Origin of the sequence: Pseudooceanicola antarcticus, assembly GCF_900215355.1 — a bacterium.
GTDB lineage: Bacteria > Pseudomonadota > Alphaproteobacteria > Rhodobacterales > Rhodobacteraceae > Pseudooceanicola > Pseudooceanicola antarcticus.
In genome coordinates this window covers 15,404-28,126 of record NZ_OBEA01000002.1, presented here as the reverse complement: position 1 = coordinate 28,126, position 12,723 = coordinate 15,404, and the positions used below count along the sequence as shown (strand labels likewise).

The 12,723-nt window shown below is 67.4% G+C and carries 12 protein-coding genes; 8 read left to right on the top strand and 4 right to left on the bottom strand.

Annotated features, from left to right (window positions below; translation table 11 throughout):
• Positions 1-49: 49 nt before the first annotated feature.
• From CRO50_RS04670 to CRO50_RS04660, 3 genes are all read left to right on the top strand, one after another.
• Positions 50-661 (top strand): (d)CMP kinase, encoded by a 612-nt coding sequence (locus tag CRO50_RS04670; protein ID WP_097144739.1) that lies wholly within the window; start codon positions 50-52, stop codon positions 659-661.
• A gap of 344 nt (positions 662-1,005) precedes the next feature.
• Positions 1,006-1,635, top strand: coding sequence for an NAD(P)H-dependent oxidoreductase (locus CRO50_RS04665; RefSeq protein WP_097144738.1), 630 nt, complete (start codon positions 1,006-1,008; stop codon positions 1,633-1,635).
• Between the two features lie 458 nt (positions 1,636-2,093).
• Positions 2,094-3,668 (top strand): 2-isopropylmalate synthase, encoded by a 1,575-nt coding sequence (locus tag CRO50_RS04660; protein ID WP_097144737.1) that lies wholly within the window; start codon positions 2,094-2,096, stop codon positions 3,666-3,668.
• A gap of 57 nt (positions 3,669-3,725) precedes the next feature.
• On the opposite strand, the gene CRO50_RS04655 is transcribed toward CRO50_RS04660, so the two are convergent.
• The 4 genes from CRO50_RS04655 to CRO50_RS04640 form a co-directional block, all read right to left on the bottom strand.
• The gene (locus CRO50_RS04655; RefSeq protein ID WP_232617758.1) at positions 3,726-4,364 is read right to left on the bottom strand and encodes a nucleoside/nucleotide kinase family protein; all 639 of its coding nucleotides are present in this window, start codon (positions 4,362-4,364) and stop codon (positions 3,726-3,728) included.
• Positions 4,361-5,320, bottom strand: a complete 960-nt coding sequence (locus CRO50_RS04650) for a DUF808 domain-containing protein (RefSeq protein WP_097144736.1) — start codon at positions 5,318-5,320, stop codon at positions 4,361-4,363. The genes CRO50_RS04655 and CRO50_RS04650 overlap by 4 nt, the downstream gene beginning before the upstream one ends.
• Positions 5,321-5,396: 76 nt before the next feature.
• On the bottom strand, positions 5,397-5,939 hold the full coding sequence (locus tag CRO50_RS04645; protein WP_097144735.1) for a sugar O-acetyltransferase: 543 nt from the start codon (positions 5,937-5,939) through the stop codon (positions 5,397-5,399).
• Positions 5,936-6,715: a 23S rRNA (adenine(2030)-N(6))-methyltransferase RlmJ gene (locus CRO50_RS04640; RefSeq protein ID WP_097144734.1), complete on the bottom strand. Its 780-nt coding sequence runs from the start codon at positions 6,713-6,715 to the stop codon at positions 5,936-5,938. Before CRO50_RS04640 ends, CRO50_RS04645 begins: the two co-directional genes overlap by 4 nt.
• Before the next feature lie 226 nt (positions 6,716-6,941).
• On the opposite strand from CRO50_RS04640, the gene CRO50_RS04635 reads away from it, so the two are divergent.
• The 5 genes from CRO50_RS04635 (at position 6,942) to rodA (ending at position 12,599) form a co-directional block, all read left to right on the top strand.
• A complete protein-coding gene (locus tag CRO50_RS04635) occupies positions 6,942-7,988 on the top strand; it encodes a rod shape-determining protein (RefSeq protein WP_085889242.1) in 1,047 nt (348 codons plus the stop codon).
• 67 nt (positions 7,989-8,055) lie between these two features.
• Positions 8,056-8,982: a rod shape-determining protein MreC gene (gene mreC, locus CRO50_RS04630; protein WP_097144733.1), complete on the top strand. Its 927-nt coding sequence runs from the start codon at positions 8,056-8,058 to the stop codon at positions 8,980-8,982.
• Positions 8,975-9,523 carry a rod shape-determining protein MreD gene (locus tag CRO50_RS04625; RefSeq protein WP_097144732.1) on the top strand — a complete coding sequence of 183 codons (549 nt, stop codon included), beginning with the start codon at positions 8,975-8,977 and terminating at the stop codon, positions 9,521-9,523. Before mreC ends, CRO50_RS04625 begins: the two co-directional genes overlap by 8 nt.
• On the top strand, positions 9,520-11,463 hold the full coding sequence (gene mrdA / locus CRO50_RS04620) for a penicillin-binding protein 2 (RefSeq protein WP_097144731.1): 1,944 nt from the start codon (positions 9,520-9,522) through the stop codon (positions 11,461-11,463). Before CRO50_RS04625 ends, mrdA begins: the two co-directional genes overlap by 4 nt.
• Positions 11,460-12,599, top strand: coding sequence for a rod shape-determining protein RodA (gene rodA / locus CRO50_RS04615; RefSeq protein WP_097144730.1), 1,140 nt, complete (start codon positions 11,460-11,462; stop codon positions 12,597-12,599). The genes mrdA and rodA overlap by 4 nt, the downstream gene beginning before the upstream one ends.
• Positions 12,600-12,723: the final 124 nt, after the last annotated feature.

Below are 12,723 nucleotides of genomic sequence, written 5' to 3'. Positions count from 1 at the left end.
TCATGCCCGCATCCCCGCTAGAACGGAAATCCACCATCGGGAGAGCGACATGAGCTTCACCATCGCCATCGACGGCCCCGCCGCGGCGGGCAAGGGCACGATCTCGAAGGAGGTCGCGCGGATCTTCGGCCTGGCGCATCTGGACACCGGGCTGCTTTACCGCGCCACCGGGGCCAGGCGGCTGGAGGGCATGTCCCCCATCGAGGCCGCCGAGGCGCTGCGTCCCGAGGACCTGGAGCGCGAGGACCTGCGCAGTGCCGACGTGGCCCGCGCTGCCTCCGAGGTGGCCGCCATTCCCGAGGTGCGCGCGGCGCTGGTCGATTTCCAGCGCGCCTTCGCCCGCCGCCAGGGCGGCGCGGTGCTGGACGGGCGCGACATCGGCACGGTGATCTGCCCCGAGGCCGAGGTGAAGCTCTATGTCACCGCCTCGGACAATATCCGTGCCAACCGGCGCTGGCGCGAGCTGGTGTCGAAAGGGGCCACCACCTCGCCCGAGGCAGTGCTGGCCGACCTGCGCGAACGCGACGCCCGCGACCAGGCCCGCGCCACCGCGCCGCTGCGGCCCGCCGTGGATGCGGTGCTGCTGGATACCTCCGAGATGTCGATCGAGGATGCGGTGGCCCGCGCCTGCGAGATCATCCGGGCCTCGCGGCAGGACTGAGGTCAGGGCCCGCGCGGCCGCCCTGCCGGCGCTACGGCCGCTCCATTTGATGGGGCCCTGCCCGGCTCTCTGCCCCATGTGCAACGCTGGCCGGGCCCCGTCGCCTTCGGGGGCTCGATGCCCCCGGAGGCGACCTTTCCCCTGCGGAAGGCGCGTGAAAAACCTGCGTTTCGAGGTGGTTTTCGCGCACAAGATACTGTGCGATGGCGCGCGATCTTGCGATTTTTCAATCTATTTCAATTGGTTAAAGGGAGCCGTCCGGGACAGCGGTTTCTCGGGGGAAACTTGAACTCGGCAGTTCAATTGTCAAATCGGGTGCCAAAGCAGATTCAAGGAACAAGACAATGCTGAACGAGAAACTCTCCTGGCGCTATGCCACCAAGAAAATGGACCCCTCGCGCCCCGTGTCCGAGGACAAGGTCGCCCAGATCGTCGAGGCCATCCAGATGGCGCCGACCTCGTCGGGCGTGCAGCCCTTCGAGCTCTTCGTGGTGAAGAACCCCGAGATCCGCGCCCAGCTGCGTGAAGCGGCCTACGACCAGTCGCAGCTGACCGACGGCTCCCACGTGCTGGTTTTCGCCGCCTGGGACAATTACTCGGAAGAGCGCCTGGACGCCGTGCTGGACCACAACATCGCCGAGCGCGGTGAGAACGCCGGCCTGCGCGACTATTATACCAAGCTGAAATCCATGTACCTGCCCCGCGACGCCGGCACCAACCACGACCACGCCGCGCGCCAGGCCTATATCGCCCTGGGCTTCGCCCTGGCCGTGGCCGCCGAACTGGAAGTCGACAGCACCCCGATGGAGGGCTTTGACGCCGATCGCTTCGACGAGATCCTCGGCCTGAAGGAAAAGGGCCTGCACGCGGTGCTGACCCTGCCCCTGGGCTATCGCCAGGCCGATGCCGACTGGCTGCTGCCGATGAAGAAGATCCGCAAGCCCCTGGACGAGCTGGTCACCGAGATCGCCTGACCGGCGCGCGTTCACCGCGGGAGGTGGGGGCTCTGCCCCCGTCTCCTGCGGAGACTCCCCCGGAGTACTTTCAGCCTGGTGATGATGCCGGGTTCTTCCCGGTGTGGCGGGCGTCCGCCTCGCTGGCATCCCTCGGGCCCGCCTGGGGCCAAAGTAGGCCGCGATTGGCGGGCCGGCCCCGCGCCGGGACCGCCTTGCGGCTCTCGGGCTTTCTGATCTCTCAAGCAATCTGCCGCCCCTCGCGGGGATTTTGGCTTGGCAAGCCCCCGGCTCTTCCGCTAAGGAAGTCCCCATGATGACCCAGGCCCATATCCTTGACGCTGCGCGCCCGCTTCCGGGCGCTCTTCGTGTTGCCGGCCTGCTTCTCCTAATTCGCCTCTGAGCGTGCCGTTTCGGCGCGAGCTGCTCAGAGGATGCCTATCGCGCCAAGGCCTCAGGAGAATGAAAGAGAGATTCCAATGACTTCCAATATCGTGCCCGCCGACCCCGGTCGTGTCCTCATCTTCGATACCACCCTGCGCGACGGCGAACAGAGCCCCGGCGCCACCATGTCCCACGAGGAAAAGCTGGAGATCGCCCAGCTGCTCGACGAGATGGGCGTGGATATCATCGAGGCCGGTTTCCCGATTGCCTCGGAGGGTGACTTCCGTGCCGTCAGCGAGATCGCGCAGCTGTCCAAGAGCGCCACGATCTGCGGTCTGAGCCGCGCCAACTTCAAGGATATCGACCGCTGCTGGGAGGCCGTGAAACACGCCAAATCCCCGCGCATCCATACCTTTATCGGCACCTCGCCGCTGCACCGCGCCATTCCCAACCTCTCGATGGACGAGATGGCCGATCGCATTCACGAGACGGTGACCCATGCCCGCAACCTCTGCGACAACGTGCAGTGGTCGCCGATGGATGCCACCCGGACCGAGCATGATTACCTTTGCCGCGTGGTGGAGATCGCCATCAAGGCCGGTGCCACCACCATCAACATTCCCGACACCGTGGGCTATACCGCGCCCAAGGAAAGCGCCGAGCTGATCCGCATGTTGCTGGAGCGGGTGCCGGGCGCCGACGAGATCATCTTCGCCACCCATTGCCACAACGACCTCGGCATGGCGACGGCCAACTCGCTGGCCGCCGTGGAAGCGGGCGCGCGCCAGGTGGAATGCACCATCAACGGCCTGGGCGAGCGTGCCGGCAACACGGCGCTGGAAGAAGTGGTGATGGCGCTCAAGGTGCGTCACGACATCATGCCCTACACGACCGGCGTCGAGTCGACCAAGCTGATGAACATCTCGCGCCGCGTGGCCGCTGTCTCGGGCTTCCCGGTGCAGTTCAACAAGGCCATCGTCGGCAAGAACGCCTTCGCGCATGAGAGCGGCATCCACCAGGATGGGATGCTCAAGAACGCCGAGACCTTCGAGATCATGCGCCCCGAGGACGTGGGGCTTGCCGCCACCAACCTGGTGATGGGCAAGCACTCGGGCCGGGCCGCACTGCGCGACAAGCTGCGCCAGCTGGGCGTCGAGGTGGGAGACAACCAGCTCAAGGACATCTTCGTGCGGTTCAAGGACCTGGCCGACCGCAAGAAGGAGGTCTACGACGACGACATCCTCGCGCTGGTGCGGGTTTCGGACGATGCCACCCCGGACAGCCTGCAGCTGAAGGATCTTGTCGTGGTCTGCGGCACCGGCGGCCAGTCCGCCGAGATGACGATGACCGTGGATGGCGTCGAGAAGACCGCCAAGACCACCGGCGACGGCCCGGTCGATGCGGCCTTCAACGCGGTGAAGGAGATCTTCCCGCATGACGCCAAGCTCGAGCTCTACCAGGTTTCGGCCGTGACCAAGGGCACCGATGCCCAGGCCACCGTTTCGGTCCGGCTGAACGAGGAGGGGCGGATCGTCACCGGCTCCAACGCCGATACCGATACCGTGGTGGCCTCGGTGAAGGCCTATATCCACGCGCTGAACCGCCTCATCGTGCGCCGCGAGAAGACCGGCACCGACGCGCGCGAGATCAGCTACAAGGACGCGGGCTGAGACGCCAGGCCCTTGCAGGACCTGCGAAAGCCGCCCTTCGGGGCGGCTTTCTGCATTCTAGCGGGTCGAGACCCGCAGCGCCGCCGGGGCGCTTTCGGCCAGCACGAGGCGGGCATTGGGCAGGTCGTTGCCCTCGACCCTGGCGCGGGCCTCGGTCTCGGGCAGGCCAAGCGCGAGCCAGCGGCGCATCAGCCGTGCCTCGAGCACCTCCAGCGGGCAGTCGAGCATCACCGTCACATCCGCGAGGGGGCGCAGGGCATTCCAGGGCGCGCGGTCCAGCAGCAGGTAGTTGCCCTCGGCCAGCAGCACACGGGTCTGGGCGGGAATGATCCGGGCAGAGCCGCGCGACAGGTCGGCGGCGCGGTCGAAGACCGGCACGGCGATATCCGGCGCCTCGGGATTGGCGAGCGCCTGCAACAGGCGGATCAGGCCGCAGGCATCGAAGCTCTCTGGCGCACCCTTGCGGTGGCGCAGGCCACGGGCGTCGAGGATCGCGTTGTCGTAGTGGAAACCGTCCATCGGCAGGATCTGCGTCGGCAGCCCATCTGCGCGCAGCGCTGCCTGAAGCTGGTCCACCAGGGTGGACTTGCCGGCCCCCGGAGGCCCGGCGATGGCCACCACCATGCGCCTGGAGGCCGCGCCCGCGCGCCGGGCGAGCTCTTGCCCCAGCGCCTCGGGCGTCAGCGGGCTGCTCAATGCGCCTTGCCCGGCTTCAGCCCGCGCAGCCCGTTCCACAGCACCACCAGCACCGCGCCCCAGGCCAGGCCCACCAGGCCGTCGAGCCCCGCCGTCACCGCCCATTCCACCGCGCCGTGCAGCGCCTCCGAGACACCGGCCGCGGTGCTGACGGCCAGGTCGTGGATCGCCTCGTAGGGCAGATGCCAACCCAGGTCATGCAGTCCATGCACGATGATCGAACCGCCGACCCAGATCATCGCCGCCGTGCCGATGATGGTCAGCAATTTTAACAGGAAGGGCATGCCGCGCACGATCATCCGGCCCAGCCAGCGGGTCAGGCCCAGCCGCCCGGAAGAGGCCATCAGCAGGCCCAGGTCATCGGCCTTCACGATGATGGCCACCGCGCCATAGACCACCAGGGTGATGATGATGCCGGCCACCGCCAGCGCCCCGGCCTCGATCCAGAAGTTCAGTTCGGGCGGCAGGGCGGACAGGGTGATCGTCATGATCTCGGCCGAGAGGATGAAGTCGGTCTTGATCGCCCCCTTCACCTTCTGCTCTTCCAGTCCGATCTCGCCATGGGTCTTCTTCTGCACCTGCTCTTCGACGTCATGATGGGAGGGTGACAGCACGTGCCATATCTTCTCGGCGCCCTCGAAACACAGGTAGGAGCCGCCCAGCATCAAGAGCGGAGAGATCAGGCCGGGCGCGAAGGAGGCCAGCAGAAGGGCCACCGGCAAGAGCAGCACCAGCTTGTTGAAAAGAGAGCCTCGGGCGATCTTCCAGACGATCGGCAGCTCGCGCTTGGCAGAGAAGCCCTGCACGTATTTAGGCGTCACGGCGGCATCGTCGATCACCGCGCCCGCCGCCTTGGAGGAGGCCTTCACCGCCTGCCCCACCACGTCGTCCACCGAGGAGGCCGCCACCTTGGCAATCGCCGCCACGTCGTCGAGAAGCGCCAGAAGTCCGCTCATGAAGTTCCCTTTCCTGCCTCCGGGCAAGATAGCGTGACCGTGGCCGCAGACCACGGGAAAGTTGAAGAGCCGGGGCTCAGAGCGGGCGCGCGGGCACACCTGCCACCTTGCCGCCCGCGGGCACGTCGCGGGTCACCACCGCGCCCGCGCCGATGATCGCGCCATCGCCCACCGTCACACCGCCCAGGACCGTGGCGCCGCCACCGATCCAGACATCCTCGCCCAGGGTGATCGGACGGGCGATCTCCTGGCCTTCGCCGCGCAGCTTGGGATCGTGGTGATGCTCGGGGCAGAGCAGCTTGACCTGCGGGCCCAGCATGCTGCGCGCGCCGATCCGCACCGGCGCGCTGTCCAGCACCACGCAGCCCACGTTGAGGTAGACCATCGGCCCCAGGAACAGGTTGAAACCATAGGCGCAGTGGAACGGCGCCTCCAGATAGGCGCTGTCGTCGAAGGCCCCGCACATCTCGCGCAGCAGCGGGCCGCAATGGCCGCGCTCTGCGGGGGGCAGCTGGTTGTGCTGCCAGACCGCGTGGCGCGTGACGCTGCGCAGGTCGTCGATCTCGGGGTCCAGGGTGTCGAACCACTCGCCTGCGCGCATTTTCTCGAGCTCGGTCATGCGATCTCCCTGAAGGCTGCCGCCAGGCGGGCGGCTTCGTCCTCGGTGCCATAGGGCGTGTTCACCACGAACATGCCAGAGCCCACCATGCCATGCCCCGCCCGCACCGGCGGGAAGGAGACCTCGGAGCGCAGCACCTTGGGCAGGTCCAGCGCCTCGAGCGCCCGCAGCATCGGGCGGTGACGGGCGTCCTTGAGGATCGGGTACCAGACCACCAGCACGCCCACGTTCCAGGCGCGATGAAGCTGCCGGATGACCTGGGGAACGCGGTCGTATTCGGTCTTCACCTCATAGGAGGGGTCGATCATCAGAAGCCCCCGGCGCGGCTCGGGCGGGCAGAGCGACAGGGCCATTTCGTAGCCGTCCTGGCGATGCACCTTGGCGCGCCGCCCCATGGCCTGGGCCAGCGCCGCCTGCTCCTGCGGATGCAGCTCTGCCAGGTGCAGGGAATCACCCTCCCGCAGCAGCTCGGAGGCGATCAGGGGCGAGCCGGGGTAGGCCGTCCGGCCCTCGCGTGCCCGGACCCGCGACAGCACCTCCGCAAAGGGGTGGTCGGGGGCGAAGAGGCCCGAGAGCGCGCCGATCCCGGCCTCGGCCTCTCCGGTCTTGCGCGCCTCGTCCGAGGCAAGGTCATAGAGCGCGCGGCCCGCGTGGGTTTCCAAGTAACTCAAGGGCTTGGGCTTTTCCGTCAGGCGTGCCAGCATGACGGCCAGCAGTGCATGCTTGTGCAGATCAGCGGGGTTCCCGGCGTGGTAGATATGTTGGTACGACAGCATCTGTCTCCGATACGCCCTGCCCGGCCTTCGGGCAATCCCAATCGCTTGCCGGAGCAAAACGCGGCCCGCGTAGTGATCATTGACGACGCAACAACCCGTTCCGTGGCGAAATGGCGCTTATCCTTGTCGTCGCGCCCCTTTTCTACTGCGCCTGCACTGCATATAAGGCGAACAATAATGTGCCTCGGGGGGACGGGGCTGTCGGGTAAGGATATCGGGACAGGACATGGGAATTTTTGACAAGATGCCGGGGCTCTTCTCCTCGGACATGGCGATCGACCTCGGCACGGCGAATACGCTGGTCTACGTGAAAGGTCGGGGCGTGATCCTGTCGGAACCTTCCGTGGTCGCCTATCACGTCAAGGATGGGGTCAAGAAGGTCCTGGCCGTCGGTGAGGACGCCAAGCTGATGCTTGGCCGGACCCCCGGCTCGATCGAGGCGATCCGGCCGATGCGCGAAGGCGTGATCGCCGACTTCGACGTCGCCGAAGAGATGATCAAGCACTTCATCCGCAAGGTTCACAAGCGCTCGACCTTCTCCAAGCCGAAGATCATCGTCTGCGTCCCCCATGGTGCGACCCCGGTCGAAAAGCGCGCGATCCGCCAGTCGGTCCTGTCGGCAGGCGCCCGCCGCGCCGGCCTGATCGCCGAACCCATCGCCGCGGCCATCGGGGCCGGCATGCCGATCACCGATCCCACCGGCAACATGGTCGTCGACATCGGCGGCGGTACGACCGAGGTGGCCGTGCTGTCCCTTGGCGACATCGTCTATGCCCGTTCGGTGCGCGTCGGTGGTGACCGCATGGACGAGGCGATCATCAGCTACCTGCGCCGCCAGCAGAACCTGCTGATCGGCGAATCGACCGCCGAGCGCATCAAGACCTCCATCGGTACGGCGCGCATGCCCGACGACGGACGCGGCGCCTCGATGCAGGTGCGTGGCCGCGACCTGCTGAACGGCGTGCCCAAGGAAACCGAGATCACCCAGGCCCAGGTGGCCGAGGCGCTGGCCGAGCCGGTGCAGCAGATCTGCGAAGCGGTGATGACCGCGCTGGAAGCCACTCCGCCGGACCTGGCCGCCGATATCGTCGACCGCGGCGTCATGCTGACCGGCGGCGGTGCCCTGCTGGGCGACCTGGACCTTGCCCTGCGCGAGCAGACCGGCCTTGGTGTCTCGATCGCTGACGAAAGCTTGAACTGCGTGGCTCTGGGCACCGGCAAGGCGCTGGAATACGAAAAGCAACTGCGTCACGCGATTGACTACGACAGCTGAGCCTTTCAGGCTTGGCACCTGAGAGGGGGCCGGTTTCCGGCCCGCCTCCGAGCTTTCCGGGGGCTTGATGGCCAGGGACAGAACACAGGACGAGGACTATCTCACCCCGCTCCGACGGTTGATCCTGTCGGTGCTGGTGCTTGTGCTTTTCGCCATCTTCCTCGTCTGGCGCATCGACAGCCCGCGGGTCGAGCGTTTCCGCGCCCAGGTCATCGACCGCGTGGTACCGCAGATGGACTGGGCCATGGCGCCGGTCACCGGGGCGGTGAACCTCGTGCGCGATTTCCAGAGCTACCAGCGCATCGTCCAGCAGAACCAGGAACTGCGCCGCGAGCTGCAGCAGATGAAGGCCTGGAAAGAGGCCGCCCTGCAGCTGGAGCAGGAGAACGCCCGGCTGCTGGACCTCAACAACGTGCAGCTCGACCCCCGGCTGACCTATATCACCGGCGTGGTGATGGCCGATGCAGGCTCGCCCTACCGGCAGTCGGTGCTGCTCAACATCGGGGCCCGTGACGGGATCGTCGATGGCTGGGCGGCTATGGACGGAATCGGCCTCGTGGGGCGGATCTCGGGCGTCGGGCAGAAGATCTCGCGTGTCATCCTGCTGACGGATACCTCCTCGCGGATGCCGGTGACGATCCAGCCGTCGGGGCAGACCGCCATGGTGGTGGGCGACAATACCGCGGCACCGGCGCTCGACTTCATCGAGGACCCGGATCTGGTGCGGCCCGGCGACCGGGTGGTGAGCTCGGGCGATGGCGGGGTCTTCCCCGCCGGGCTGCTGGTCGGCCAGGTGGCCGAGGACAAGCAGGGCCGCATGCGCGTCCGCCTCGCCGCCGATTACGAGCGACTGGAGTTCCTGCGCGTGCTGCGCCACCTCGGCACCGAGAAATTGAGCCAGCCCGGAGGCCTGATCCTGCCCGAGCCCGGCCCGCTGCAGGGCCCGCTGCTGCAACCAGAGGTGCCGCTGGCCGCGGGAGGCGTCGATGGCTGAGCCGATCCGCGCCTCTGCCCCGCGACGCTGGGCCCTGCGCGCCGCCTACGCGGGGCTCTGCCTGGTGCTGATCATGGGGTCGCTGCTGCCGCTGCAGACCCGCCCGGCGCTCTGGGCCGGGCCCGACCTGCTGCTGTGCCTGACCATGGTCTGGTCGCTGCGCCGTCCCGAGCTGGCACCGCTGCCGGTGATCGCCGGGATCTTCTTTCTTGCCGACCTGCTGCAGATGCGCCCGCCGGGGCTGATGGCGGCCCTTGCCACCTTCGTCGTCCACCGCATGCAGCGCCGCGCCCGGCGGATGCGCGACCGCGCCTTCATGACCGAATGGGTCACTGCCTCGCTGGGGATCATGCTGGTCCTGATGGGCTATTGGGTGATCCTTGGCCTCTTCCTGCTCGACCGTCCGCCGCTGCCGGTGATGCTGTCGCAACTGGCGGCCACGATCCTCGTCTACCCGCTGCTCGCCGGGCTTTCGGCGGCGCTCTTCGGCCTGCGCCGGGCAGCTCTGGGCGAGGTCGACAGCCTGGGGCACAGGCTATGAGCCGCAATCCCCGCGATACCCCGGCCTCGACCCGCAAGATCACCCGCCGCGCGGCGGTGCTGGGAGGCGCGCAGCTGGCCTTCATGGGCCTGCTCGCCGGCCGCATGCGTCACCTGCAGGTCGACCAGGCCGACCAGTTCCGCATGCTGGCGGAAGAGAACCGCATCAACCTGCGCCTGATCCCGCCGGCGCGGGGCGAGATCTTCGACCGCAACGGCCTGCCCATCGCCCGCAACGAACCCGCCTACCGCATCACCATCGTCCGCGAGGACGCCGGCAACGTGGAAGAGGTCATCTCTCGTCTGGCGCAGCTGATTCGGCTGGAGCCCGAGGACATCGAGCGCGCCATGTCCGAGATGAAGCGCTCTGCCCCCTTCCTGCCGATCACCCTGGCCGAACGTGTGAGCTGGGAAGACGTCAGCAAGATCGCCGTCAACACCCCTGCCCTGCCCGGCATCACCCCGGACGTGGGCCTGTCGCGCTTCTACCCGCTGGAGAAGGACTTCGCCCATGTCGTGGGCTATGTCGGCCCGGTCTCGGACTACGACCTGTCGAAGATCGACGACCCGGACCAGCTGCTGCGCATCCCGCGGTTCCAGATCGGCAAGGTCGGGCTGGAAGCCAAGATGGAGGACAAGCTGCGCGGTTCGGCCGGCACCCGCCGGGTCGAGGTCAACGCCGTCGGCCGGGTCATGCGCGAGCTCGACCGCCGCGAGGGAGAGCCGGGCGCCAACCTGCAGCTGACCACCGATGTCATGCTGCAGAACTACGTGCAGGCCCGCCTGGGCGACGAGAGCGCGGCCGCCGTGGTGATCGACACCACCAACGGCGACCTGCTGGCCGTCGGCTCTGCCCCCTCCTTCGATCCCAACCTCTTCGTGCGCGGCATCTCGGTCTCGGACTACCGCGCCCTGACCCAGAACAACCATCGCCCGCTGGCGGCGAAATCCGTGCAGGGCATCTACCCGCCGGGGTCGACCTTCAAGATGGTGGTGGCGCTGGCCGGACTCGACGCGGGCTTGATCACGCCCGAGGACACCTATTGGTGCGGCGGCTACCTTGAGGTCTCGAACCGGCGCTTCCACTGCTGGAAACGCGGCGGCCATGGCCATGTGAACATGGCCCAGTCCCTGCGCGAGAGCTGCGATGTCTACTACTACGAGCTGGCCTCGCGGGTCGGCATCGAGAAGATCACCGCCATGGCCAACCGGCTGGGGCTGGGGGTGCGCCACGAGCTGCCCCTCTCGGCCGTCGCCGGAGGCCTGGCGCCGACCAAGGCCTGGAAGCGTGAAGTGCATGACCAGGACTGGCTGATCGGCGACACCGTCAACGCCGCCATCGGCCAGGGCTACGTGCTGGCCTCACCGCTGCAACTGGCGGTGATGACCGCCCGCATCGCCTCGGGCCGGGCCGTGTCGCCGCGGCTGATCAAGTCCATCGACGGGGTCGAGGAACCCTCGGGCGCGGGCGAGAGCCTTGGCCTGAACCCGGTCCATCTCGCCTATGTGCGCGATGGCATGTACGAGGTCTCGAACAACCGCAAGGGCACCGGCTATTCCAGCCGCATCATCGCCGAGGACAAGCGCATGGCCGGCAAGTCCGGCACCAGCCAGGTGCGCAACATCTCGGCCGCCGAACGCGCCGCCGGGGTGACCTCGAACGAGGATCTTCCCTGGGAGCGCCGCGACCACGCGCTCTGGGTCGATTTCGCGCCCTTCGACGATCCTAAGATCGCCGTGGCGGTGGTGGTGGAACATGGCGGCGGCGGCTCTTCCGCCGCGGCGCCCATCGCCCGCGACATCACCCTGCAGGCGCTTTACCAGGGCGACCCGCCGCTGGAGGCCTACCCGGCCAAGGACCGTGACCGTATCGCCAAGCAGCAGGAGCGCCTGCGCGCCCTGCGCCCCGATCTGGGTCGGGAGGCAAAGAGCCGCGCATGAGCTATCTAGAGTATGCCGTAAAGACGACGCCCTCCGGGCTGCGCAAGGTCCTCTTCCTGAACTGGCCGCTGGCGCTGCTCCTGACGGCGGTGGCCTCTGTGGGGTTCCTGCAGCTCTACTCGGTCGCCGGCGGCAGCTTCAGCCCCTGGGCCGAACCGCAGATGAAGCGCTTCGCCATCGGCCTGCTGGCCATGTTCATCGTTGCCATGGTGCCGGTGTGGTTCTGGCGCAATGTGTCGGGCGTGGCCTATGGGGCCTGCCTGCTGCTGCTGGTGCTGGTCGAGTTCTTCGGCGCCGTCGGCATGGGCGCGCAGCGCTGGATCGACCTTGGTTTCATGCGCCTGCAACCCTCGGAGCTGATGAAGATCGGCCTGGTGATGTTCCTGGCGGCCTATTACGACTGGCTGCCCCTGCGAAAGGTCAGTCACCCGGTCTTCGTCATGATCCCGGTGATCATCATCCTGGTGCCCACCTTCCTGGTGCTGAAACAGCCCGACCTGGGCACCGCGATCCTGCTGCTGACCGGCGGCGGCGCGGTGATGTTCCTGGCCGGGGTCCACTGGGCCTATTTCGCCACCGTGATCACCGGAGCCGTCGGCCTGGTCTACGCGGTCTTCCAGAGCCGGGGCACCGACTGGCAGCTGATCAAGGACTACCAGTTCCGCCGCATCGACACCTTCCTCGACCCCTCGAAGGATCCGCTGGGGGCGGGCTACCACATCACCCAGTCGAAGATCGCCCTCGGCTCGGGCGGCTGGACCGGGCGCGGCTACATGCAGGGCACCCAATCGCGGCTGAACTTCCTGCCCGAGAAGCACACCGACTTCATCTTCACCACCCTGGCCGAGGAGTTCGGCTTCATCGGCTCGGTCTCGCTGCTGGCGCTCTATGCGCTGGTGCTGGTCTTCTGCGTCTCTTCGGCGATGACCAACCAGAACCGCTATGCCGCGCTGCTGACCCTCGGCATTTCCACGACATTCTTCCTCTTCCTGGCGGTCAACATGTCGATGGTCATGGGGCTTGCCCCGGTCGTGGGCGTGCCGCTGCCGCTGGTCAGCTACGGCGGTTCGGCGATGCTGGTTCTGATGCTGGCCTTCGGCCTGATCCAGAGCGCCCACGTCCACAAGCCGCGCTGAGCCCGCCCGCCGCGAAGACAGGGGCCGATGACCCGCCCGGCGCGCATGCCGGCAAAGCAGTGTACAGCGCCTTCGGCCTTGCCCTGTTGGGCGAATTCCCATATACGCCGCTCGTCCGGGGCCG

Bases quoted from the DNA above. Each gene is read 5' to 3' on its own strand.
- CRO50_RS04670 (WP_097144739.1), top strand. From the start codon at position 50: ATGAGCTTCACCATCGCCATCGACGGCCCCGCCGCGGCGGGCAAGGGC.
- CRO50_RS04665 (WP_097144738.1), top strand. From the start codon at position 1,006: ATGCTGAACGAGAAACTCTCCTGGCGCTATGCCACCAAGAAAATGGAC.
- CRO50_RS04660 (WP_097144737.1), top strand. From the start codon at position 2,094: ATGACTTCCAATATCGTGCCCGCCGACCCCGGTCGTGTCCTCATCTTC.
- CRO50_RS04650 (WP_097144736.1), bottom strand. From the start codon at position 5,320: ATGAGCGGACTTCTGGCGCTTCTCGACGACGTGGCGGCGATTGCCAAG.
- CRO50_RS04645 (WP_097144735.1), bottom strand. From the start codon at position 5,939: ATGACCGAGCTCGAGAAAATGCGCGCAGGCGAGTGGTTCGACACCCTG.
- CRO50_RS04640 (WP_097144734.1), bottom strand. From the start codon at position 6,715: ATGCTGTCGTACCAACATATCTACCACGCCGGGAACCCCGCTGATCTG.
- CRO50_RS04635 (WP_085889242.1), top strand. From the start codon at position 6,942: ATGGGAATTTTTGACAAGATGCCGGGGCTCTTCTCCTCGGACATGGCG.
- mreC (WP_097144733.1), top strand. From the start codon at position 8,056: ATGGCCAGGGACAGAACACAGGACGAGGACTATCTCACCCCGCTCCGA.
- CRO50_RS04625 (WP_097144732.1), top strand. From the start codon at position 8,975: ATGGCTGAGCCGATCCGCGCCTCTGCCCCGCGACGCTGGGCCCTGCGC.
- mrdA (WP_097144731.1), top strand. From the start codon at position 9,520: ATGAGCCGCAATCCCCGCGATACCCCGGCCTCGACCCGCAAGATCACC.
- rodA (WP_097144730.1), top strand. From the start codon at position 11,460: ATGAGCTATCTAGAGTATGCCGTAAAGACGACGCCCTCCGGGCTGCGC.